Annotated in this window: 23 protein-coding genes; 10 read left to right on the plus strand and 13 right to left on the minus strand. The window is 69.3% G+C overall.

The window, feature by feature from the left end:
- Nucleotides 1-23 precede the first annotated feature (23 nt).
- Nucleotides 24-632, plus strand: a complete 609-nt coding sequence (locus tag KIS93_RS05320) for a vWA domain-containing protein (RefSeq protein ID WP_186403835.1) — start codon at nucleotides 24-26, stop codon at nucleotides 630-632.
- A 47-nt stretch (nucleotides 633-679) separates the two neighbouring features.
- Nucleotides 680-1,348 carry a DUF4192 domain-containing protein gene (locus KIS93_RS05325; protein WP_186403836.1) on the plus strand — a complete coding sequence of 223 codons (669 nt, stop codon included), beginning with the start codon at nucleotides 680-682 and terminating at the stop codon, nucleotides 1,346-1,348.
- Here KIS93_RS05325 and KIS93_RS05330 read toward each other — a convergent pair.
- Complete coding sequence (locus KIS93_RS05330) at nucleotides 1,345-2,634, minus strand: IS256 family transposase (RefSeq protein ID WP_080044965.1); 1,290 nt, start codon at nucleotides 2,632-2,634, stop codon at nucleotides 1,345-1,347. The two genes, KIS93_RS05325 and KIS93_RS05330, sit on opposite strands and share 4 nt — an antisense overlap.
- A 4-nt stretch (nucleotides 2,635-2,638) precedes the next feature.
- On the opposite strand from KIS93_RS05330, the gene KIS93_RS05335 reads away from it, so the two are divergent.
- The 4 genes from KIS93_RS05335 to fxlM all read left to right on the plus strand — a co-directional run bounded on the left by KIS93_RS05335 (nucleotide 2,639) and on the right by fxlM (nucleotide 6,525).
- Entirely contained in the window at nucleotides 2,639-3,220 is a 582-nt protein-coding gene (locus KIS93_RS05335; RefSeq protein WP_281261953.1) for a DUF4192 domain-containing protein, read from the plus strand.
- A 423-nt stretch (nucleotides 3,221-3,643) separates the two neighbouring features.
- Entirely contained in the window at nucleotides 3,644-4,255 is a 612-nt protein-coding gene (locus tag KIS93_RS05340; RefSeq protein ID WP_186403838.1) for a hypothetical protein, read from the plus strand.
- A 648-nt stretch (nucleotides 4,256-4,903) separates the two neighbouring features.
- Nucleotides 4,904-5,296, plus strand: coding sequence for a hypothetical protein (locus tag KIS93_RS64605; RefSeq protein WP_246005196.1), 393 nt, complete (start codon nucleotides 4,904-4,906; stop codon nucleotides 5,294-5,296).
- Nucleotides 5,293-6,525 carry a methyltransferase, FxLD system gene (fxlM, locus tag KIS93_RS05345; protein WP_246005197.1) on the plus strand — a complete coding sequence of 411 codons (1,233 nt, stop codon included), beginning with the start codon at nucleotides 5,293-5,295 and terminating at the stop codon, nucleotides 6,523-6,525. The genes KIS93_RS64605 and fxlM overlap by 4 nt, the downstream gene beginning before the upstream one ends.
- 212 nt (nucleotides 6,526-6,737) lie before the next feature.
- Here the strand turns inward: fxlM and KIS93_RS05350 are convergent, their stop codons facing one another.
- The 8 genes from KIS93_RS05350 to KIS93_RS05385 form a co-directional block, all read right to left on the minus strand.
- A complete protein-coding gene (locus tag KIS93_RS05350) occupies nucleotides 6,738-8,183 on the minus strand; it encodes a glycine hydroxymethyltransferase (protein WP_186403840.1) in 1,446 nt (481 codons plus the stop codon).
- Between the two features lie 55 nt (nucleotides 8,184-8,238).
- Entirely contained in the window at nucleotides 8,239-8,589 is a 351-nt protein-coding gene (locus KIS93_RS05355) for a putative quinol monooxygenase (protein WP_186403841.1), read from the minus strand.
- Nucleotides 8,590-8,612: 23 nt separating this feature from the next.
- On the minus strand, nucleotides 8,613-9,455 hold the full coding sequence (locus tag KIS93_RS05360; RefSeq protein WP_186403842.1) for a phytanoyl-CoA dioxygenase family protein: 843 nt from the start codon (nucleotides 9,453-9,455) through the stop codon (nucleotides 8,613-8,615).
- Between the two features lie 11 nt (nucleotides 9,456-9,466).
- Nucleotides 9,467-10,363, minus strand: coding sequence for a hypothetical protein (locus KIS93_RS05365; RefSeq protein ID WP_186403843.1), 897 nt, complete (start codon nucleotides 10,361-10,363; stop codon nucleotides 9,467-9,469).
- 65 nt (nucleotides 10,364-10,428) lie between these two features.
- Nucleotides 10,429-11,265 (minus strand): class I SAM-dependent methyltransferase, encoded by an 837-nt coding sequence (locus KIS93_RS05370; RefSeq protein WP_186403844.1) that lies wholly within the window; start codon nucleotides 11,263-11,265, stop codon nucleotides 10,429-10,431.
- A 128-nt stretch (nucleotides 11,266-11,393) separates the two neighbouring features.
- Nucleotides 11,394-11,657, minus strand: a complete 264-nt coding sequence (locus KIS93_RS05375) for a hypothetical protein (RefSeq protein WP_186403845.1) — start codon at nucleotides 11,655-11,657, stop codon at nucleotides 11,394-11,396.
- A gap of 482 nt (nucleotides 11,658-12,139) precedes the next feature.
- Nucleotides 12,140-12,436: a hypothetical protein gene (locus KIS93_RS05380; RefSeq protein ID WP_186403846.1), complete on the minus strand. Its 297-nt coding sequence runs from the start codon at nucleotides 12,434-12,436 to the stop codon at nucleotides 12,140-12,142.
- Nucleotides 12,433-13,332 carry an SAM-dependent methyltransferase gene (locus KIS93_RS05385; RefSeq protein ID WP_186403847.1) on the minus strand — a complete coding sequence of 300 codons (900 nt, stop codon included), beginning with the start codon at nucleotides 13,330-13,332 and terminating at the stop codon, nucleotides 12,433-12,435. Before KIS93_RS05385 ends, KIS93_RS05380 begins: the two co-directional genes overlap by 4 nt.
- A gap of 270 nt (nucleotides 13,333-13,602) precedes the next feature.
- Here KIS93_RS05385 and KIS93_RS67285 point away from each other — a divergent pair, with 270 nt between their 5' ends.
- Entirely contained in the window at nucleotides 13,603-14,784 is a 1,182-nt protein-coding gene (locus KIS93_RS67285; protein WP_186403848.1) for a helix-turn-helix domain-containing protein, read from the plus strand.
- Here KIS93_RS67285 and KIS93_RS05395 read toward each other — a convergent pair.
- Complete coding sequence (locus KIS93_RS05395; RefSeq protein WP_246005198.1) at nucleotides 14,761-15,651, minus strand: alpha/beta hydrolase; 891 nt, start codon at nucleotides 15,649-15,651, stop codon at nucleotides 14,761-14,763. The two genes, KIS93_RS67285 and KIS93_RS05395, sit on opposite strands and share 24 nt — an antisense overlap.
- Nucleotides 15,652-16,094: 443 nt before the next feature.
- On the opposite strand from KIS93_RS05395, the gene KIS93_RS05400 reads away from it, so the two are divergent.
- A complete protein-coding gene (locus KIS93_RS05400; RefSeq protein ID WP_186403849.1) occupies nucleotides 16,095-16,283 on the plus strand; it encodes a hypothetical protein in 189 nt (62 codons plus the stop codon).
- A 56-nt stretch (nucleotides 16,284-16,339) separates the two neighbouring features.
- Nucleotides 16,340-16,855, plus strand: coding sequence for a P-loop NTPase family protein (locus KIS93_RS05405; RefSeq protein WP_186403850.1), 516 nt, complete (start codon nucleotides 16,340-16,342; stop codon nucleotides 16,853-16,855).
- Here the strand turns inward: KIS93_RS05405 and KIS93_RS05415 are convergent.
- Complete coding sequence (locus KIS93_RS05415) at nucleotides 16,788-18,089, minus strand: phosphotransferase (protein ID WP_222107261.1); 1,302 nt, start codon at nucleotides 18,087-18,089, stop codon at nucleotides 16,788-16,790. The genes KIS93_RS05405 and KIS93_RS05415 overlap by 68 nt on opposite strands.
- 411 nt (nucleotides 18,090-18,500) lie before the next feature.
- Between KIS93_RS05415 and KIS93_RS05420 the strand changes: the two genes are divergently transcribed.
- Nucleotides 18,501-19,694 (plus strand): FAD-dependent monooxygenase, encoded by a 1,194-nt coding sequence (locus KIS93_RS05420; RefSeq protein ID WP_186403852.1) that lies wholly within the window; start codon nucleotides 18,501-18,503, stop codon nucleotides 19,692-19,694.
- A 449-nt stretch (nucleotides 19,695-20,143) separates the two neighbouring features.
- Here KIS93_RS05420 and KIS93_RS05425 read toward each other — a convergent pair whose 3' ends face one another.
- Both KIS93_RS05425 and KIS93_RS05430 read right to left on the minus strand, forming a co-directional pair.
- Nucleotides 20,144-20,758 (minus strand): hypothetical protein, encoded by a 615-nt coding sequence (locus KIS93_RS05425; protein WP_420895854.1) that lies wholly within the window; start codon nucleotides 20,756-20,758, stop codon nucleotides 20,144-20,146.
- A gap of 84 nt (nucleotides 20,759-20,842) precedes the next feature.
- Entirely contained in the window at nucleotides 20,843-21,277 is a 435-nt protein-coding gene (locus tag KIS93_RS05430; RefSeq protein ID WP_186403854.1) for a hypothetical protein, read from the minus strand.
- Nucleotides 21,278-21,600 lie beyond the last annotated feature (323 nt).

Below are 21,600 nucleotides of genomic sequence, written 5' to 3' on the forward strand. Positions count from 1 at the left end.
CACCCCTCCAGAAAGGCACGATCATGCCGAACCCGAACCGCCGCCACATCACCGTCATCCTCGACCGGTCCGGCTCCATGGACCGCATCAAGGACGACGCCGAAGGCGGACTCAAGGCCTTCCTCGCCGCCCAGCACGCCCACCCCGCCGAAACCCTGATCTCGCTCTACCAGTTCGACCACCGCTACGACGTCGTCTACGAATACCGGCCCCTGACCGACCTGCCGGACTTCGCCCTGCTGCCCGCAGGCCAGACCGCCCTCCTGGATGCCATCGGCACCACCCTGACCCGCATGCAAGACCACCTCGAAGCGATGCCCGACGGCGAGCGCCCCGGCGAAATCATCGTCGTCATCCTCACCGACGGCCACGAGAACGCCTCCACCCGATGGCGCTCCCGCACAGCGATCCGCCACCTCATCGAGGAGCAGACCCGCCACGGCTGGACGTTCCACTACCTCGACGCCACCCCCGACGCCTTCACCAACGCCGCCCACCTCGGCATCCGGCCGGACACCACGCTGCGCTTCAACACCGACCGCACCGCCGAGGCGCTCACCCGGCTCGGACGCGTCACCTCCCACGGCGAACAGGGCTTCACCGACGACGACCGCGACGCCACCAGCCACTGACCATCCGAGCAGCCACACCCCACCACCCCGCCCAGGAGAACGAACACATGCACCACCACCCCGAACAGCCCCGCAGGCAGCCCACCACCATCCGGCTCCAAACCCCCGCCGACCTCATCGCGATCGTGCCCTACCTCATCGGCTACCGGCCCGACCAAGGTCTGGTCGTGGTGGCGTTCAACAACGACCTCCTCACCGTCGCCCTCCGCTCCGACCTGCCCGACCAACCGTCCGACCGAGACGAGTTCGTCACGCAAGCCGTCCGCATGCTGGTCCACGAGGCGGCACCCCGCGTCGCCCTGATCGGCTACGGACCAGCCGAGCGGATCACCCCCTACATGCACGCCTTCGCGACCGCGCTCACCGCGCACAACATCGCCATCCTCGACATGCTCCGCTGCGAGAACGACCGCTACTGGTCCTACCTCTGCCCCGACCCCGCCTGCTGCCCGCCCGAGGGCACCCCCTACGACGCCGGCAGCAACCGGGCCGCCGCCCACGCGGTCCTGGCGGGATTGGTCGCCCTGCCCGGAAAGGAAGCCCTCCAGCAGATGCTGCAGCCCGTCGAAGGAGAACAACGAACAATCATGACGGCGGCCACCGCCGCGGCCCGCGCCCGAGCCGAAGCCAAGCTCGCCACCCCCAACCTCGACGAGCACTACTGGTTCACCGAAGGACTGAGCAATAGTCAAGACCTGTGGATCATAAGTTCCTAGGCGGCTGTGGGGACAGGTGATTCGGTGGGGCGTTCGACGAGTTTGCCGTCGATAAAGGTGGCTCCGGCGCGGACCAGGGCGACCAGGTGGGCGCCGTTGATCGCGCGCCAGCGGGATTGGGCGGACTCGATCAGCTTGAAGGCCATGGCCAGGCCGGCGGCGCGGGAGCCGGGGCCCTTGGTGACCTTGGTGCGGTGCCGGACAGTGGCGAAGGTCGACTCGATCGGATTGGTGGTGCGCAGATGCCGCCAGTGCTCGGCCGGATAATCGTAGAAGGCCAGCAGGTGCTCGACGTCGTCGGTGATCTTGGCGACGGCCTTGGGAAACTTGGCGCCGTAGGCGGCCTCGAAGGCGGCGACCGCGGCGAGGGCATGGTCCTTGCTCTCGGCGTTCCAGATTTCGGCGAGGGCCTTCTTCGCGCCCGGGTGGGCTGACTTCGGGAGCGCCCCGAGCGCGTTGGCGATCTTGTGAAACCAGCACCTCTGACCCCTGGCCTGCGGGAACACCTCGGCCAGCGCGGACCAGAAGCCGAGCGCGCCGTCACCGATGGCGAGCACCGGGGCGCGCATGCCGCGCCGGGCGCAATCGCGCAGCAGGTCGGCCCACGACTCCGTTGATTCGCGGTAGCCGTCGGTCAGCGCGACGAGTTCCTTGCGGCCGTCGGCGCGCACCCCGATCAGCACCAGCAGGCAGAGTTTGTGCTCCTCCAGGCGGATGTTGACGTGGATGCCATCGGCCCACAGGTAGACGTAGTCGACGCCGGACAGATCGCGATCGGCGAACGCGCGCTGCTCGGCCTTCCACTGCTCGGTGAGCTTGGTGATGACCGGAGCCGACAGGCCGTGGCCGGTGCCGAGGAACTGGCTCAGCGCGGGCACGAAGTCGCCGGTGGACAGGCCATGCAGGTAGAGCAGCGGCAGCACCTCGGTGATGGCCGGGCTCTTGCGGCACCAGGGCGGCAGGATGGCTGAGGAGAACCGGCGCCGCTCGCCGGTGGTCTCGTCGATGCGCTTGTCGTTGACCCGCGGGGCGTGCACCTCGATCGCGCCCGCGCTGGTCAGCACGGTGCGGGGCTGGTGGTGGCCGTTGCGCACGACCAGGCGGCGACCGGCCTCGTCGCGTTCGCCGGCGAAGGCGGCGATGTAGGCGTCGACCTCGGCCTTGAGCGCTTCGGCGAGCATCCGGCGGGCACCTTCACGCACCAGCTCGTCGATCAGCGCGGGTGAAGGGCCGGAGGCGTCCGTGTTGCGGTCGCTGTCGGCAGGGTCAGGGACTACGGTGAGCACGGGTGTGCCTTCCCGACCGACGTTGGCGCGTCGGTCATGTCTTGAGAACTCGCATGATCATCGGGAAGGTACACCCCCCTCCCGACCGATCCACAGGTCTCAAGCATTGCTCGAAGGACTCCAGCACGCCCACAAGTGCTACCAGCACGCCCAAGCCGACCGCCCCATCCCCGCCGCCGACCTCGCCTGGCTCGGAGTACTCCTCACCGGAGTCCTCGTCCGCGACATCAGCTACACCCTGTACCGCCAGTACGGCACCCACATCGCACGACGACTTTGGATCGACGTCACCCGCACCATCGACCCCTCCTACGCCGCCGCACCGGCCACCATCCTGGCCTTCCTCGCCCTCCACCACGGAGAAACAACCCTGGCCCGCTACGCCGCCGAACGCGCACTCCAAGCCGAGCCGAACTATCCCTTCGCCCGCCTCATCCTCGCCACCCTGCCCTACGGCATCCCACCGGCAGAATCCGACGCCGAACTCGACGACCTGGTCAAGACGATCACCGAACAAGCCACCAGAACCCCCGACCTCGCCCAACCGGCTCTACCCACGCCACCAAATCTCGGCAGCCACACTTGAACTCTTCGCGGCGATCGTGGCGAGGGACGGCCCATGGTGGGTGACGCGCTGGTGGAGCAACTCTTGTGTGAGCACAGAGTGAGCACCGTGCGGGCGCAGCTGTCTACAGTGCTCGACTCAGCCCTACTCAGCCCGCGATCGCCGATGCCGCGTCGGCTCAGGCTGCCGCACCCTGCGGCTCTACCTGGAAGGCGTCCCGAATTGGGTCAGGCACAACCATTGCGGCAGCTCCTCCGGATCAAAGTTCGTGCCCACTACGCGTGGGGCGTCTCAACCAGAGACCGCTGGCTAGGCAAGGGCATCACCAATCTGGAGATTGGACATGACTACGGCGGGTTTATTACCAACGCCTGCTTCGCGATCACGCAACAAGCAGCACATCCCACGTTGACATCGATGGCGCCGAGGTCCCAGGTTTAGTTCATGGAAGAGTTTCGTATGGCGCGCGCATTTTCGGTCGCGACCGTTGTTCGGCTGTTTCTCCCCTCCGTGCTACTAATCCCCGTATGGCTGGTATTCATCGCCTTCGTCCCTGATCGTCATCGTAGCGAGCTGGTGTTCCTTGCAGCAGCGGCGACGGTGGCCTTCACCGGAGTGCGGGTAGTCAGGTGGCGGCAGATAGCCGCTGCCACGGTTGCGCGCCTCTCTCCTCAGAGCGTGGAGATGGAGGACTGGTACGGATCGCGCGTGCGCCTGGCATGGCGGCACGTTGAGCGCATCGATATCGTAGAAAGCCGGATTCCCAGTCCACGGACCATTACCAACGCCGGCAGGATAGGTGTCCGAACCGGAGCCAGGCAATGCATCGGCCTGGTCGGCTGGGGCGAATACGAGCTTCCGCACAACGCTCCCAACTGGTTGGTGGCCCATCGGGCCCGGCTGCCCATCGATCCGGCGTCGGGTCTACAGAGAATCAGCATCCCCCTCGGCGTTGTCGATCCCCTGTGGGAACACGGCCCGATGGGCGACCAGATCCGCCAGCACAGGCCGGATCTCTTCCAGTCGACCGTCGCTCCCAGCACGCATCCTGCCTGAAGGACAGCCGAGCAGCCGGTCTCACCGTAGATGCGCAGACTCGTCGCGTTCTATCAGGGGGGACTGCCCCGCCAGGGCTCGTCGTCGAGGCCGCGTCCCCCCGACGAGTTGCTCAAGCGCATGAACGACGAAGCACCCGCGCCATGGCTCTCCCGCCAGGAGCATCAGCCGCTGTTCCTGGCGAGAGCCCATCCCGGCCCTGTGGGAGAGCAGGGTGATGAAGCGAGACGTGGCCTGGCACGCTGTGGCCCTCGCTCGGGTGCGCGGCCAGGCCACGTCCCGGCGCGCCGACGGGCAGACCTCTTGTCCACCGGCCGCGCACTGCGGCGCGGGCTCCAACCCACCAGCGGAGTCCATTCCCTCCCTTCTGGCCCGCGCCGCCCTCGCCTCGTGGTCCACGCTGGAGCCTCTGTCCGGCGTGGACGAGGAGTTCCACGGTGCACACCATCCGACCCGCACGAAGGGGTCACCCCCCATGGATTCGATCATGCAAGCTGCTCTCCGGCTCCAAGGCGCCAACCGGCGCACGAGCAGCAGCTCCGACGAACCACCCGTCGTGGACAACGATCAGCCGCAAGCAGACGATGACCCGTCCGGCCAGGCAGCCACAAGCCCGCCTTCGCCGTAGGCAGTCCGAAGGCTTTCCGCATGGATCTGATCGTGCTCGTGTACGGAGATCCCTGGACACCCGGCCTGCCGCCGGACACCGCCCTCCGCCCCGGGCTCGCGCGGTGCTTCATCGTGGGCGGCCTGATTTTGCTGCTGGTGGTCAGCAGCAGGAGGTCCAGCGCGGATGCCGTGCGCGTACACCTGCTCGCCCAGGTCGCCGCTCACGTCTCGACCTTCCGGCCGGGCTCACGGTGCCCATGCCCGGCCGGAAGGCGCTGGCAAACACCCTCACCGGCAGAGCATGGCGCCAGCCGGCTCCGGCGTGTCCGTTGGACACATTCGACCGGCCCCGCCACGGTGAACCCGCGCCGTACCAAGCCCCTCCGCACGACCGCCGATCAGCAAAAACACCTCAGGGAGATCATCCAGTGAACGATGAGACCACCGACCAGGCGCAGGCCGCCGAGCTGCGCAACAAACTGGCGGACGAGCTCGCCGCGGCGGGCCACATCCGCTCGGCTCAGGTCGACCAGGCCTTCCGCGCCGTGCCCCGGCACGCGTTCGTGCCGGCCGACACCCCGCTGGAGGTCACCTATCAGGCCGACAGCGCCGTGGTGACCAAGCGGGATGAGAACGGCACGGCCATCTCCTCCGTCAGCGCCGCGTACATCCAGGTCGCGATGCTGGAACAGGCCGAGCTGGAGCCGGGCATGCTGGTGCTGGAGATCGGCTCCGGCGGGGTGAACGCCGCGATGATCGCCGAGATCGTCGGGCCGGACGGGCACGTCCTCAGCGTGGACATCGACCCGGAGGTGACCACGCGCGCCTCCGAACTGCTGCACGCCAACGGGTACACGAGCCGGGTCAGCGTGATGGAAGCCGACGCCGAGCACGACATCCCCGCGTTCGATCGGTTCAACGCGATCATCGTGACGGTCGGCGCGTGGGACCTGTCCCCGGCCTGGCTGCGCCAGCTGGCCCCGAACGGCACGCTCGTGGTGCCGTTGCGGATGAACGGCGTCACCCGCTCCACCGCGTTCCGCCGCACCAACGACCATCTGACCAGTACGTCCGCCGTGGTGTGCGGGTTCGTCCCCATGCAAGGCGCCGGCCAGCACACCGACCGGGAGTTCCGTCTCTCCGACCCCAACGGGCACGCCGTCACCCTGCGGTTCGACGACGGGGCGCCCGACCACCCCGCCCTGCTGGACGGCGTTCTGGCGGGCGAGCGGAGCGAGGTCTGGTCCGGCGTCACGATCGAGCACGGCGTGTCGTTCGCCGACCTGCACCTGTGGCTGGCCAGCTTCCTGCCGGGCTTTTGCAGGCTGGCCGCCGAGGAGGGGACCGAACTCGCCCAGGAACGCAAGACGTGGTTCCCGTTCGCCGGGGTGCGCGGCGACTCCTTCGCCTACCTGTCGGTGCGGCCCGCGCTGGACGGCGCGGGTGCGGAGTTCGGCGCTCGCGCCTACGGGCCGCACAGCCTGGAAGCGGCGGCCGTGCTGGTCGAGCAGATCCGGGCGTGGGACGAGCAGGCCAGGAGCAACGCGGAGCCCACGTTCGCCTACTGGCCGTCCGGCCACGCCCCCGCCCACCTGCCCGAAGGGACGGCGAGGCTCAACAAGACGCACGGTCTTGTCACGATCTCCTGGCCCACCGGCTGACCGGCCGGCCGGGCCAGGATGCCCCCCACCCGGCCGCCCGCGACATGTTCGGGCGCCGGATCTTGGGTGGCGTGTCGGATGCGCAATGCCAGGCGTTGACCGACATGGTGGCGGTCTCCGGTCTCCGGTCTGGGGGCTGGGATGCTCGGTTCGCTCGCACACTCGGCGAAGACCGCGAGCGAAGCGCTGACCGAAGCTGTGTGACAACCGCTTCAGCTGATGCGGATCGCCGGGTAGAGCGGATACCCGGCCATCAGGTCGGCCGCCTCCTCACTGACCTGGTCGCGGACCTTCGCGTCCAGCCGGTATTTGGCCGGAGATGCCTTGCCGTCGGGTGTGGTGGTGGGCTGGGTGTTGGCCAGTACCGTGTGGATCAGGTGGGCGATGCGGTCCATGTCGGTCTGGTTGAGGCCGCGGGTGGTCAGGGCGGGTGTGCCGAGACGGATGCCGGAGGTGTACCAGGCGCCGGCGGGGTCGCGCGGGATGGCGTTGCGGTTGGTGACCACGCCCGCGTCGAGGAGGGCGGCTTCGGCCTGTCGGCCGGTCAGCCCGAAGGGGGAGACGTCGAGCAGCACGAGGTGGTTGTCGGTGCCGCCGGTGACCAGAGTCACATCCCGTCGCCGCAGGCCCTCGGCGAGCGCCTGGGCGTTGGCGACGACGGCTTCGGCGTAGCGGGCGAAGTCGGGCGTGCGGGCTTCGGCCAGAGCGACGGCCTTGGCGGCCATGACGTGCGGGAGCGGCCCGCCGAGCACCATGGGGCAGCCGCGATCCACCTGCTCGGCCAGCTCGCTCTGGCACAGCACCATGCCGCCGCGGGGGCCGCGCAGGGTTTTGTGGGTGGTGGTGGTGACGATGTGGGCGTGCGGGATCGGGTCGTAGTCGCCGGTGAAGACCTTCCCGGCGACGAGGCCGGCGAAGTGGGCCATGTCCACCATGAGGGTGGCGCCGACTTCGTCGGCGATCTCCCGCATGATCCGGAAGTTGATCTTCCTGGGGTAGGCGGAGTAGCCCGCGATGAGGATGAGCGGCCGGAACTCGCGGGCCTTGGCGCGCACCTGGTCGTAGTCGAGCAGGCCGGTGGCCAGGTCGGTGCCGTAGCTGGCCTGGTGGAACATCTTGCCGCTGATGTTGGGGCGGAAGCCGTGGGTCAGGTGGCCGCCGGCGTCGAGGCTCATGCCGAGCATCCGCTGGTTGCCGAGGTCGCGGCGCAGGTCTTCCCAGTCGCTGTCGGACAGGTCGTTGACGTGGCGGGCTTGGGCGCGGGCCAGGGCCGGCGCTTCGACGCGCTGGGCGAGCACGGCCCAGAACGCCACCAGGTTGGCGTCGATGCCCGAGTGCGGCTGCACGTAGGCGTGGGGCGCGCCGAACAGGGCGGTGGCGTGGTCGGCGGCGATTTGCTCGACGGTGTCGACGTTGCGGCATCCGGCGTAGAAGCGGCGGCCGATGGTGCCTTCGGCGTACTTGTCGCTGAGCCAGTTGCCCATCGCGGCCAGGACGGCGGGGGAGGCGTAGTTCTCGCTGGCGATCAGCTTGAGGCTTTCCCGCTGGTCCTGAAGTTCTTGCCGGATCGCTTCGGCGACGCGGGGTTCGACTTGCGAGATGAGGTCCAGCGCGGCGGTGAAGGCGAGCGAGTCGGCGGGCTCAGCAGGCAGGGCCATGATCGTGTCTCCGAGATGTGGGCGAGGAACGGCAGCACGCTAGGCGGCAAGGCTTTCACACTCCGTGCCCGGTCGTGCTGTCCTGCGGCGGGGTTGGTGGCTGCGGTGGCCATGGCTCGCTGGCCGACACGACGAACTTGGTTCCCGCGAGGCTGCTGGTCAGCAGTGCGGGCAACGCGTCCATCACCGCTTGGAGCTGGGGCAGCTTGTCCTGCAGTTCGACAGCGGCTTCGTCGGCGTAGACCTCGATCGACACGAAGCGGTGGGGGTCGGCGGGGTCTTGCAGGATGTCGAAGTCGATCACTCCCGGGACTCGGCGGCTGGCCTCGACCAACTCGGCGAACAGGTGGCGAGCGTGCTCCACCTGGCCGGGGTCCACCGTGAGGGCCACGCGGTACAGGATCATCCGTCCTCCTCCTCGTGTTGGGGTCAGTAGCGGGCGCTGAGCGGGTTGAGTCCGCCATGGCCGAGCAGTTCCAGCAGCGGCTCGTCCTCGCGCGAGCGGGCCTGTTCGAGCTCCCGTTGGTAGGCGGCGGAGGGGAGGCTGGGCTCGAAGTTGAACTCCGGCATGAAGATCGACGACAGTTGCAGGGTGAGCAGGCGGCGCGTCTGCTCGCTGTGGTTGGCGCCGCCGCGGTGCCACAGGGCGGCGTTCATCAGGACGACCTGGCCGGGCTCGATGCGGATCGCGACCTGGTCGTCGAAGGTGTCGTCTGTTGCCGGTGGCTGGTCGTGACGGTGGTGACTGCCCGGGACCACCAGCAGCGGGCCGCTCTCCTCGTTCGCCGCGTCGAGGTAGATCAGGCAGGTGATCACGGTGGGTGCGGACACCAGGCGTGACGGTGGTGAGGTGTGGGGCCGATAGTCGGTGTGCCACACGGTTCCGTCCCCGGTCCGGGGCCGCGTGACGCGCACGTTGGAGTTGCGCAGCACGATCCGGGGGCCGAGCAGGCAGCGGACGGTGTCGGCCAGGCCGAAGGACTGTAGCGGGATGATGGCGATGCGTGGGTCCTGCTTGTGCGGGTCCCGGACGTACTGGCCGGCGAACTCCTTGTCGTAGGTCTTGTCGCCGGGTGAGGGGAAGTGGGCGGCCACCTGCTCATCGATCGCCTCGCGCAGCAGGTCGAGCAGGTCGTCAGGGATGCGGCTGTCGGGGACGAGGACACCTCGGCGGACGAAGGTGTCCTCCTCGTGCGGGGTGAGCATCGTGGTGCAGGTCCGGTCGGGCCTGGTGACGTCGGCGTTGTGGATGACGAACGTGGTGGTGGGCATGCCGTGGCCTCTCACTCGGGACTTTGCAGCAGGTAGGTGTGCTGCAGGATGTGGTCGGGGAAGATGCGCGTCTTGAACGCGAACAGGGAGCTGGTTTCCGAGCCACCGAGGTTCAGCGCCGAGGCGCCGGCGCGGCGCTGCTGGAGGTAGATCAGCCACAGGAAGTAGGTGGCCAGCCGGGGTTCGCTGCGGGCGGCCAGATAGTAACCGTGAGCGATGCCGGTGATGTCGGCCGTGATCGCGAAAGCGGCCAGCCGGTCGTGGCGGGTCAGGTAGTGGTAGGTGAGCCCGTCATGGCCGTGGGAGTCCAAGCTGGCTGTGACGGCGTCGTTGAACCCGCGCTCGTGCGGGTCATAGTCGCTGGCTCTGGCCGCTTCGGCGTGGATGAGCGTGGTCTCGCCGATGCCGAGTGGCGCGGGCCGGGCGGTGTACTGGTGGTGGGGGGCGTGCATGAACACCGCCTCCCGCAGCGGCTTGTACTTGCGGCCGCCCGGCATTTCGACGGCAGGGGCGGTGACGATCACCTCCGGGTGCATCTCGTCGTCGGCGGGCGCGTCGGCGTGCCACGGGCTGCTCATCTGCGTCCATCCCTCGGCGTGCAGGTGCTCGGCGAGGGCCGGCGAGCAGTACCGGACCACCAGCGGCGGGCCGGTCCGAGCGGCGGCCGAGCGGGCGGCGGCGTCGAGGAGCCGCATCGCCTCGTCGAGAGGGCCGACCGGGCGGATGGCGATCAGCCGTTCAACGTCGTAGCGCCAGGCCAGCACCATCGCGGCGGCACCACGACGCACCAGGTGGCCGCGGCCGCGGGCGCGCAGCCAGTAGAACAGGCCGTGGCTGCCGTGCACGTCGGCGCCGGCCTGGAGGTAGGTGGGCAGCAGGCCGGCACGGTTGAGGGTGGTCAGGGTCATCGGGCGTACGTCGGCGCCGAACTGGTGGCGCAATGTGTGGACTGCTGGGCCCAGGCGTGACACGTCTACCTCGCCTCCTTCCGCAGCGTCCACACGTGGGTGAACGCGGCGGGGCTGTAGTGGTTGTGCTCCAGGTCGCGGACTCGCTCCACGCGCATGCCCGCCGCCGCGGCCAGCTCGTGGAGCTGGCCGGCGTCCACCGCGTACTGGATGTGGGTCTCCCTCCAGCAGGTCGCGTCGGCGGCGTCTCGACGTTCGACCACGCTGACGCACCGGTCGTTCTCGGGGTCGTAGCGGTGCCGCCAGTGCACGGCGCCATCCTGGAATTCCTGCACGTCGCTGTGGTCGCGCCAGCGGCAGCGCAGCAGGTGGGGTGAGGACAAGTCGGCGATGAGCCGCCCTCCTGGACGCAGGCAGCGGGCGACCTCGCGCAGGCACCGGCCGAGTGCGGGCACGGGCAGGTAATTGAGGGTGTCGAAGCCGGACACCACCAGGTCGGCTGACTCGCCGCTCAGCGGCAGGACGTCGATGGAAGACAGCACGGTGTGCTCGTAGGCGTCGGCGGCCTGGGCGAGCATCGCCGCTGAGCGGTCCACGCCGATACGCATGGGCTGCGGCAGGTGGGCGGCGAGCAGCCGACCACCGATGCCCGTTCCCGCACCGAGATCGACGACGACTGCGGACGGGCACGGCCGGGTTCGCGCGGCCTCGGGCAGGACGCCGACGCGCCAGGTGTGTTCGGCCAGCTCGCCGAGCAGCATGTGGTAGTCGTCGGCCAGCCCTGCGTAGGACTCTGACCTCATGGTCGTCTCCTTGCAGCCGAGCCGGCGCATCAGCTTCTTGACCCATGGCCGTAGCGGGCCGCTGGGGACGTAGTAGGGATGAGCGATGAAGGGGTCCACCAAGGCTTCTTTCGTGGAGCGGGGCAGCCGTGGGACGGCATGAGCGGCTGGACCGCCCCACGGCTGGGGCCGCCCCGGACCGGGCCCAGCCGAGGGCGGCGGGGGAGGCATGCGGGTGTGCCTCCTTTTCAGGTGGTACGGGTGGTGGCGCGGAACATGTGGGCGAGGTGCTGCTGCTGGGACAGCGCGGGGGCCAGGGTGTGGCAGTCGGGCGCGCGGATGACGAGCTTGACTCCCGCCGCCTCCATGGGCTTCGTGATCGTGAAGCGGGGAATGGCGCCCCATACCTCTGCGCCGTTCTCGCGGCCACGCATGATGTCCCAGCCCGGGTATACGCGGCGAAGGGCGTGGAGCTGCAGGTGGGCCCTCGTGGTGGGGTTGTCTCGGCTCATCTCGATCACCAGGTTGTGCTCGTAACTCGGTTGGTGAGGTGTGGCCGTGGGACGGCGGGTGAGCTGTTGCGAACGCCGTCCCACGGCCTCTTCGCCCGTCAGGGGCAGCAGGGCGAAGGGAAGGTGCGGCGGGCCCGATGCGGGTAGTTCGGGACCCGCCGCGTGTGGAAGAAGGGGAGAGGCGGAGCGTTGCGGAAGGCGGGCCGACGGTCGCGCCAAGCCCGCCTTCCGCGATCCCCTGGAGGTCAGGCGGGGAAGCGTCAGCCAGGGGAGTGTGGAACTCGCCGCCCCCGGACGGGCGGTACGCCGGGGGCGGCGAGTGTCGATCGGCGCGAGCACGATGGTGGAGGGTGCAGGACACCAGGCTCGCGCCGTGGTGCGTGGCCGGCCATGGATGAGCGGTCCCGGGCCGGCCACGCCGGGACGCGGCGCGACGGTTTTCGCTGCGCACGGGGCCGTGTGCATGGCCGCGTCTCGTCTCATCACCCGACCGTCGTCCGCAGGGCGTCGGGAAGCTGATGCTCCAGGACGGGAGGCAGAGGGCGTACGCCGTTCTGGATCGCCCAGCGGCGACTCTCGTCCTGCGTCTTGCGGATGTGCCTCCACAGCGGCTCAGGGTCGTACACGTCGCCAGCGTGGTAGACGCCGGCTGGGTTCCAGTACCCCCGGTAGAACGCGATGACCAGCTCCTCGAACTGGAGGACCCGCCACCAATAGCCGGTCTCCAGCTCAAGCCGATCGGCCCATCCTCGATCTGTGCTGTTGCTGACCTGCTTCACGACGCCTCCGACAGAGGGTGACCCGTTTCGACGCTCGTGCGGTCTTCCCTGCGGAAGGTGACGACGTAGTGGCCGAACTTGGCAACAGCCGCAAGGAAGTACGCGTCGCCAACGTCAATGCGCCGATCGTTCGATCGCCACTGCGACGCCTCGACCAGGCCCGGCTCCAGCACGTCCAGCCCGTGCAGCATCGCGGCGACTTCTGCCCGGGTGCGGGGGTAGATCGGCGCGAAGCGCCGCTGGTAGATGGAGCGGAGCTGGGCGTACCGCAGAGCGTCCATCTCCTCGCCGCAGGCGTGCGACAGGACCAGATAACCCGCAGGGACCGCCCGCATGTACTCGTACAGGACGGCGGCCGGTTCCTGCTCATCCGGCCAGAAATGCAGCAGCGCCGTGGCCACGATGCAGAGCGGCTTGCTGAGGTCGAGCAGTTCTGCGGCCTCCTTCAGCACCAGGTCCGGTTCGCGGGCGTCGGCGTGCACCATGGACACGTTGTCCACTCGCGCGAGCATGGCGCGGCCGTGCGAGGCCACTACCTGGGACGCGTCCACGTGGACGACTCGGGCGAGCGGCTGGTGGGGTCGTATGACGTCGGCGATGGAGATGCCGTCCGGGGTGGGGAACCCAAGACCGAGGTTGAGGAATTGATCGACGCCGCCGAGCGCTGCGGCCGTGACCCCGCGGAAGCCGAAGTGGCGGTTCTCGGACACGGCTATCGGCAGCAGCGGCGCCACTTCGGTCAGTTCCTGGAAGCCGGCCTTGTCTTCCTCGTAGTGGTCCTTGCCGAACAGGCCGGCGTTGTACGCGCGGGCGGTGGGCTCGAACTCGTCGCGGTGTCGCCGAGGCGGGAGGTCACCAGGAGGGGTGGTGCTTCCTGCGGCTGGGGTGTCGTTCATTGCGTGACCGCCGCGCTGTGCTCGGTGTGCGCTTGGACGATGGCGGCTCTAGGCTTCTTCATAGTCAGGACCTCGATTCCTGATCAGGCCCCGGAGCCCCGGTGTTCACGCACCGGGCCGGGGCCGTCTACTTTCTCTGGAAGGCTGCTGGTGGGAACGGCCGGCAGTAGTAGCGTCGTCAGTACCGCGAGTCATGGGCTAGGGGTGGACTGTCCGCGGACACGTCCGCAGAATTGCGGACATCCATGCGGACGGGACAGGGAGCACCGCATGGGCATGGAGACCTTTGGTGAGGTGCTACGACGTCTGCGCCTACGTGCGGATATGTCCTTTCGTGAGCTGGCCGCTTCGGCCCACTGCAGCAAGACCCATGTCTCCGATCTCGAAAGCGGGCGCCGCGCGCCCACGCTGCCGATCGCAACGGCGCTGGATGAAGCGCTCGGAGCGAAGGGTGCGCTCATCGCCCTGGCCGATGACCGGCAGCGCTCGGTCATCTGGCCGGAGGCAAGCATGGACGCGCTGCCGCCCGTGGCCGAGATCTTGTCGGATCCTCGCCGCTACCTGGACGGGGCCGTAGTGGAGGAACTGCGCGCGCAGCTCGACGCGAGCAAGGCGGAAGATGGAACCATGGGCCCGGCGGCAGCGCTGCCGAAGGTGCAGGCCGTACTCGCGGCTGTGCAGTACGCCGTTCGCGAGGTGAGGCCGCACATCCGGCGGCAGTTGCTGGTGGTGGGGGCCGAGGGCGCGGAGTTCATCGGCTGGCTGTACCGGGACCTGCGTAACCTGCCTACGGCGACGTACTGGTACGACCGGGCGATCGAGTGGGCGCAGGAAGCTGGCGACGGCCCCATGCAGGGGTATGTGCTGCTGCGCAAGTCTCAACTCGCTTACGACCGGCAGGATCCGTTGAAGGTGTTGACCTTGGCTGAAGCGGCGCAGCACTCCAGCACGCGGCTTCCCTCGGGGGTGCGGGCCGAAGTGCTGCAGCAGCAGGCGTTGGGCCTGGCCATGCTGGGGGAGCCAGTGCGGGAGGTGGAGGTGAAGCTTGACGAAGCGCGCGGGGTGCTGCCTGATGTGTTGGGGGAGGAGCCGGGGACGCTCGGCGCTTCCTTCACCGAGCACATGCTGTTGCTGCGCAGCAGCGCATGCTTCACCGAGGCGGGAAAGCCCGCCAGGGCAGCTGAGATCCTTGAGTCGATCCTCGCTGGCGGCAGCCTGTCCTATCGGGACGCCGGCTACTTCCAAGCGCGTCACGCGGCTGCGCTGGCCTTGATTGGCGAACCTGATCAGGCGGCCGCTCTGGGGCTCGCGGCGGCGCGCGTTGCGCGGGCCACTCGTTCGCGGCGAACGATCACCGTGTTGGACGACGTGTTGCAGTCGATGGGGCGCTGGCTGCGTCGGCCGGGGGTGCGCGCACTGCAGGATTTCCTAGCTGATCGTCCTGTCGCTTAGGTGTCCGTCGCGCAGCCATCCGGCGACCGTCTGGATCACTGCGGCTTGCCATGCCTGGCTTTGCGGGTTGTGATATTGCGGGTCGTCGTGGACGGCGAAGGTGTGCTGTGCGCCGTCGACCTCGACCAGGTCGCATGGGGCGGTGAACTGAGGTACGGCTGCTCGGGAGGACTCGATCGGCACGAGGGTGTCTTTGGTGCCGTGCACGATCAGGGTTGGTGTCTTGATCGAGCCGAGGATGGTGTGTGGCTGCAGCCAGAAGACCTCGTTGAGGAGTGGCCGGCCGTGCCGCAGGGTGGGGGTGAAGATGATGGATCCCTGCTCGGTGAGTTGGCGGGCCGCGTCCTCGTCTAGGTAGTCGTCGTGCCAGTAAGGACGGCTGTCGATGGTGCGCTTCTTGTAGTTGAGCTGGGGGTTGAGCAGTACCAGTCGGGACACTTCTTCGGGTTTGTGGGCGGCGTAGTAGCCGCAGATGCCGCCGCCGAAGCTCGTGCCAAGCAGGCTCAGCCGGGCGGCTCCCGTTGTTTCGCGGAGCTGCTGGAGTGCGGCTCGGATGTCGTTGAGGATGATCGAGAGGGTGAGTTCTTCTTGTCGGCCCTCGCTCTCGCCGTGGCCGCGCAGGTCGAAGCGAAGGGACGCCAGGCCGTGGTCGCTGAGTCCTCGGGCCATTCGGGTGAAGAAGCCGCTTTCGTGGCGTGTCACCCCGCCGCCGTGGACCAGGACGACGGCGTGCGCTGGCGGTTCATGTGGTGTGACGAGCGTTCCGGCGAGGTGTTGGCCGTCGAGGGTCCGGAAGGTGATCTCATGCTCTGTTGAAGTCACCTTCAGCAGCATAGGCACGGGTGCGGAACCGTCGGAAGCGTTCATGATGGCTCGTGGGCGAGAACGCAGTCCAGAGCGAGGTGAACGACAGCCGCTGGTCCACGAGATGCACTCACGGCGGGTTGGCCAACCGGCGCAGGAGCTTGGAGGGTCTAACAGGCGTGGTTGATTCTGTCGATGAGCTTGGGAGCCACATGTAGGCGAGTTTGGTCGCCACTTGGAGATCAACGGCTTGCAAATGTCGATGAGTTTGACGCCGCTCCATGGCCGCGGGGGCGGCCTCGTGCGCAGCCGGCATGCCGCGCCACGTCTTGGCGCGGCCCGGTCCGCCGAACGGGCACTGCCCCTTCTCGCCGACCATGCACCACGGCGCGGGCTCAACCCACCGCCGGAGCCCATTCCCTCCCTGCTGGGCCGAGACCCCCCGATGGTGGCCGTGAAGCTCAAAGGCCACCCAGACGCAGCAGCTGGGCAAGCAGCTGACCAGCATGAACCTGGCGCCGCTGTCGGTGAGCACCGACATCCTCCTGCCCGAGCGATACTCGGCGCCCAGCGATGTCGTCGAAAAGCTGGAGATCGCCCCCGATGGCCACGTCTATCTGTCGTGCGCCGAAGTCGCCGGCCCTCACCGCGACGTCCGGTTCGGCTTCGACGCTGCCGCCCTGGTCGCCGCGTGAGCGACACGATGCGAACCCCGGCCCGGCATCTTCCCCGCTGGATAACCTCTGACGACATGCGCAGGATCGCCATCATCGGCTGCGGCGGCAGTGGCAAGACCACCGTGGGACGCCGGCTCGCCGCTCTCCTCGACGTCCCCATGACCCACCTCGACGCCGTCTACTACGACGCCGACTGGAATCCGCTGCCGCCGGAGGAGTTCGCCGCCATCCAAGAGAAGCTCGTCGCCGAGCCCCAGTGGGTGATCGACGGCAACTTCGCCTCCACCCTCCACATCCGGCTGACGAACGCCGACACTGTGATCTTTCTCGACGTCCCCCCACTCGTGTGCCTGTGGGGCATTCTCCAGCGCCGCCGGCGCTACCGCGGCGGCCAGCACGCCGAGCAAGGCGTGTACGACCGCATCCACTGGGGCTTCATCACCTACGTCCTCGGCTACTGTCGCCGGATGCGTCCCAAGGTCCGCGCCCTCATCGCCGAGCACGCCACCCACGCCCGCGTGATCACCTTGACCAGCCGCCGAGCCGCTCGCCGCTTCCTGGCCGGGCTCCCCGGCTCCACCATGACCTGATCCCGTCCCCGGGGGGATGCTCCTTGTGACCGTCGACCCGTTCTTCGACCCCAGCACCATCCGCGACCATCTGTACGGCGACGCCGCCCGCCTCACCCAACGCACCACCGCCCGACGGCGCGCCAAGACCGCCGGCCACCACCCCGCCGGCGTCATCCCAAGCTGAACGCCGCCCGCACCCGCTCGCGGTTGCCGCTCCACCAGTGCAGCAACCGCTCGCCGGACACCCAAGCCCATCCGGGCCGTGATCGCCCTTGCCGTAGTGCCACTGCAGCGGCCAGAAATCCGTCATGCGCTTCCACCACAGCCACTCGACCGCATCCGCCAGCTCCTCCCGCGCCAGCGCCACCACCGACCGGTAACCGGCCGCGAAGGCCGCCACCCGCTCCAGCTCCCACCGCCCGTCCTCGGCGGCGAACTGCACCTGCGCGGTACGGACGACCTCCTCGGCATACGGCCGCACCCCCAGCCGGTCCCCATCCAGCACCGCCACCACCCGACCGTCCCGCCACAGCAGGTTCAGCGGCTGAACGTCACCATGCGTCCACCCGACCGGGCCGCGCACCACCTCATCACCAGGACGATCACCCGCGTGCCGGGCCAGCAGTTCCTTGCGCCGCTCCAGCGCCTCGGCGGCAGCGGCGTCGAACGGCTCCGCGCACGGCAGTGCGCCGATGAGCCGGAGGAACCGATCAGCCTCGGCCGCCGCCGCCTTGGGTGAGCCTACCTTGGCCCGCGGACGCACGTCCACCGGCCCCAAAGCGGTGGCCAGCGCGCGATGGATCCGGCCGAGCAGCAGCCCGAGCTCGCGCGCCTGCCCGACGTCGAGCTCCGTTCCCCTGCGGTGGTCGCCGTCCACCCACGGCAGCAGGCAGAAGAACCTGGCGTCGTCCACCTCCGCCACCACGTCCCCGCCGACCGCCGGGCGGGGCTCGCACACGGGCAACCCGGCCGCCGCCAACGCACGAACCGTGACCAGACTCCGGCGCGCCTCGGGCACCGGCACGTCCACGATCTCCTTCAGCGCGAACACGCCCGCATCGGTGCGCAGCCGCCAATTGCGGTTCATCATCCCGGCCGGCAAGAACCGGACCTCCCGCACGCCACCGAGCCCGAACGCCTGCGCGATCCGCCTCACCTCGACATCGGCGATCCTGCCGCGGCCACTGGCCTGCACGTGGGCAGCCTCATCCCTCACCATCAGAGAGGCTACCGGCCGGCCGCCCCGGACCACCGCACGATCTCCTCAAGCACCGGCCTCACGGCCTTCGACGGTCACCCCGCCGCCGCGCCGGGGGTCGCGCCGAGAGCTTCCACCCGCGAGCCGGTGCCCGGCACATGCGGGGTGCAGCGCCGTGGATTCCCCCTCCGGCTTCGGAGCCTGCGGCACGGCTTCCCGCCCTCGCAACCGTGCTCTCGCCCCGGCTCCGCCGTCCTGGTGGGCGAGCCGCGGCCCGGCTGACAGATCTTTTGCTGGCGCAAAACATCTTCAGCCAGGCCGCGACCACACGGTTGCGAGGGCAGTACGCCGCACCGCCGACGGCTCGGGCGCCGGAAGGGGCCCCACGCCGCAGCCCGCAGCATCGGCCAGGCGCCCGTCACCCCCTGTCCGGCAGCCCCTCAGCCACACACCCCAGGAGCTGCCATGATCACGCCCGTCCAGCCCTCCCCAGCGACGCCCGCCGGCCACTCGCAGCCGTCGATCGCCATCGTCGGCGCCTCGATCACCGGCCCCGTCCTCGCCCTGCTGCTCCACCAGGCCGGCTTCACCCGCGTGTCCGTCCTGGAAGCCGCACCCACCCCGTACGCCCAATCCGGCGGCGTCATCGGCCTCGACCACGTCTCGCTGGCCACCCTCGAGGCCCTCGGCATCCCCCAGCACGAGCTGGTGCCCTTCCCCAGCGAACACGTCACCGCCATCCAGATCACCGACCGCCGCGAGACCCGCCGCACCCAGTTCGTCTACCCGGGCCGCAACACCGGCTGGCACCAGCTCAACACCGCCCTGCTCACCCGGCTCCCCGAGTGCTGGCTGCACCCCGGCCACCGCGTCCGCGCCCTGCGCCCCGCCGACGACGGCACCGCCGTACTCGACATCACCGGCGCCGCCCCGTTCCACGCCGACCTGGTGGTCTTCGCCGACGGCCGCCGCTCCCTCGGCCGCCGCCTGCTCGACCCCTCACGGCCCCTGCGCTACGCCGGCTACGTCGCCTGGCGCGGCCAACGGCCCGAACCCCACCCGGACCTGTGCGCCTTCACCCGCTACGAGCCGCACACCAGCCAGTTCAACCTCTTCCCGATCCTGCGCCCGGACGGCACCACCGCGCTCGACTGGACCTTCTACCTCAACATGACCGCCGAACGCTTGCGCTACCTGACCGGCTACGACCCCACCCACCGCACCTACCTCCTGCCCCGCCAGATCGGCGCCGTCGCCCGCACCGTCGTCCTGTCCGAAGCCCAGCGGCTCCTGCCCCCGCAGGCCGCCGCGGTGATCGACGCGACCAGCGACTGGAACGCCGCCCCCGTCCTGGACATCGACCCGCCCCACCGCATGATCCACCCCGTCGGCGGCGCACGGGCGATCCTGCTCGGCGACGCCCTGGCCCCCGTCCGCCCGCACACCGCCCGCGGCGCCAACCACGGCATCCACCAGGCCCATGGCCTGGCCATCGCCCTCGCCCAGCACCTCCACCACGGCGCCGACCTCACCGCCGCCCTGACTGCCTGGCAGGAACGCTGCCTGCCCGCCGTCCACCACGCCCTCCACCTCGGCCCATACCTTGGCGCCGCCATGGGCCTCGGCCTCCAGCCCACACCCGAACCCGTCCCGGCATAAGCCGCTACCAGGCCGGCCCGGGGCCACCCGCCCCGGGCCGGCACCCCGACCTCACGACGAAAGGCCCCGTCATGATGCCGACCTTCGTTCAAGCCGACCTCACCGAGCTGCTCGGCTACCTCGGCGGCGAACTTGCCCACCCTCAAGGAGATCTCCGCGTGGTACTCCTGCACGCCATGGCGGAACTCGCCGCCTCCTGCGAGACGACCTCCACGACGAGGACTGGCCCACCCCGCCCGACTGCGGAAAAGGAAGGCTCACCCGCGCACATCAGCATGAAGCAGCTCGTTGCTCGAGCGAAGGTGGCCTCCCACCGGCCACGGCCACCCAGGCATAGGGTCAACGACCCACTAGATCACCACCACCCGGCGAGCGCGCACCAGGCCCAGCGACACGACACTCCCGTGGCGGTTCCAGATCCCGCACATACCCCCGGAGCCGTGCCGGTCTCAGCCGAGGTCGAGCGTGCCGTTAATGCGGAAATTCTCATCAAGAACGGTGACGAGGCGGTCGGCGGCTCGAGGCGCGATCTCACCCGCCCATGCATGGACCAGGCACAGGAACCCCTGCAGCCGCAACTGGACCGTGGCCAGGAGCGCAGGCAGCTCCTCCAGCCGAATCTCCACCTCACTCACGCGCGCAGGCAGCGAGCCGCCGGCCAGCTCCTGCCTGAGCCGCACGGTTCCACCCGTGAAAGCCAGAACAGTGCCAGGATCGTGCCCGAGCCAGATGCCCCGCCGGTGCAGGACGTCGCGCCACTCCCGCCAGTCCTCCAGACCGCAGCAGCAGCCGGGCAGGATCTCGGCCCCGGTGGTGGTGTCCCTGACGCGGAGCCCGCCCGGGGCGATGAGCCTGCCGGCGTCGGCCAGATGCCGGTCCAGAAGGTGGTGGAGCTCGCTGATCGGCGCTGTCGGGATGCCGCCGTAGCCGAAGATGACCGCCATCGCGCTGCCGACCTCGGCCGGGCTCAGCCGGCCGGACAGGGCAAGGAAGCCGTCGGCCTGCGCGGCGACCGGCCAGGCGTCGAAACCGGCGTCCACCTCGATCTCCAGAACGACGTCCATGATGATCACGGCCCCGATTATCCGCCACGGGCCGACGCAGCTCACCCAAGACCAGCCGACGCCTGCACGGCGTCGCAGGCCAAGCTACGCCTCGGCTTGGTGGGGCAGCGTGTCGATGCGCAGCCGCCGCAGCCGCGATCTGATCGCGCCCTCACTGCGCTGCAGTGCCGCAGCCAGTCCCTTCACCGAAGCGTCCGGCCGGCAGGCGAGCTGCCGCAGCTTCTCATCCTGCTCAGCGGTCCAACCCCGATAGGCGTCGGCATGCGTGAGCCTCTGCTGCTCCACCACAGAGCCCCGTCCTTCGTCCGCTTGACCGCACCTCACCCTCAAGAGCTCGACCAAATCGGCCAGAAGCCCGACATCGGCCAGGGGCAGGGCCCCGCTCAGCACCGCCACCGCATCGCCGTCCGCGCCACCACCCTTGACCTCGAGCTCCAGACGGCCGTCCGCAACCCGGCGCGCGCTCAGCTCATAGCGCCGCCCCTGCCGTGTCAGCTCCACCCGCAGACCATCGTCCACAGCGCCGCCCCTCCGATCCGAACCTCAGCCGCGTCAACCCCACACCTCTTCAACAGCCCACCCCCCAAGATCGGCCGCCTGCCAGGCGGCGGCACCCGCCGACAGGGAAGGCCAGGCCACTGACTCCAGTTTCGCACACAGCATCGAATCACGGCCTTGGATCATCCGCCCCGAAGAGCCGACATGACCCCCGGCCGCGCAGTGCGATCGCCGGTCCGGCTCGCCGAGCTCACACCGTCCACACCGCACTGCCCAGCCCCCAACACGGGCAGAGCCGACGACCCCCCACCCCGACGTCCGACACCTCGTGGAGCCCCGCAACC

The organism is [Actinomadura] parvosata subsp. kistnae (assembly GCF_900323885.1).
Lineage (GTDB): Bacteria > Actinomycetota > Actinomycetes > Streptosporangiales > Streptosporangiaceae > Nonomuraea > Nonomuraea composti.

Bases quoted from the DNA above. Each gene is read 5' to 3' on its own strand.
- KIS93_RS05385 (WP_186403847.1), bottom strand. From the start codon at position 13,332: ATGAACGACACCCCAGCCGCAGGAAGCACCACCCCTCCTGGTGACCTC.
- KIS93_RS05325 (WP_186403836.1), top strand. From the start codon at position 680: ATGCACCACCACCCCGAACAGCCCCGCAGGCAGCCCACCACCATCCGG.
- KIS93_RS05395 (WP_246005198.1), bottom strand. From the start codon at position 15,651: ATGAACGCTTCCGACGGTTCCGCACCCGTGCCTATGCTGCTGAAGGTG.
- KIS93_RS05360 (WP_186403842.1), bottom strand. From the start codon at position 9,455: ATGCCCACCACCACGTTCGTCATCCACAACGCCGACGTCACCAGGCCC.
- KIS93_RS05365 (WP_186403843.1), bottom strand. From the start codon at position 10,363: ATGACCCTGACCACCCTCAACCGTGCCGGCCTGCTGCCCACCTACCTC.
- KIS93_RS05420 (WP_186403852.1), top strand. From the start codon at position 18,501: ATGATCACGCCCGTCCAGCCCTCCCCAGCGACGCCCGCCGGCCACTCG.
- KIS93_RS05340 (WP_186403838.1), top strand. From the start codon at position 3,644: ATGGAAGAGTTTCGTATGGCGCGCGCATTTTCGGTCGCGACCGTTGTT.
- KIS93_RS05355 (WP_186403841.1), bottom strand. From the start codon at position 8,589: ATGATCCTGTACCGCGTGGCCCTCACGGTGGACCCCGGCCAGGTGGAG.
- KIS93_RS05320 (WP_186403835.1), top strand. From the start codon at position 24: ATGCCGAACCCGAACCGCCGCCACATCACCGTCATCCTCGACCGGTCC.
- KIS93_RS67285 (WP_186403848.1), top strand. From the start codon at position 13,603: ATGGGCATGGAGACCTTTGGTGAGGTGCTACGACGTCTGCGCCTACGT.
- KIS93_RS05400 (WP_186403849.1), top strand. From the start codon at position 16,095: ATGAACCTGGCGCCGCTGTCGGTGAGCACCGACATCCTCCTGCCCGAG.
- KIS93_RS05375 (WP_186403845.1), bottom strand. From the start codon at position 11,657: ATGAGCCGAGACAACCCCACCACGAGGGCCCACCTGCAGCTCCACGCC.
- KIS93_RS05350 (WP_186403840.1), bottom strand. From the start codon at position 8,183: ATGGCCCTGCCTGCTGAGCCCGCCGACTCGCTCGCCTTCACCGCCGCG.
- KIS93_RS64605 (WP_246005196.1), top strand. From the start codon at position 4,904: ATGGATCTGATCGTGCTCGTGTACGGAGATCCCTGGACACCCGGCCTG.
- KIS93_RS05405 (WP_186403850.1), top strand. From the start codon at position 16,340: ATGCGCAGGATCGCCATCATCGGCTGCGGCGGCAGTGGCAAGACCACC.
- KIS93_RS05425 (WP_420895854.1), bottom strand. From the start codon at position 20,758: ATGGACGTCGTTCTGGAGATCGAGGTGGACGCCGGTTTCGACGCCTGG.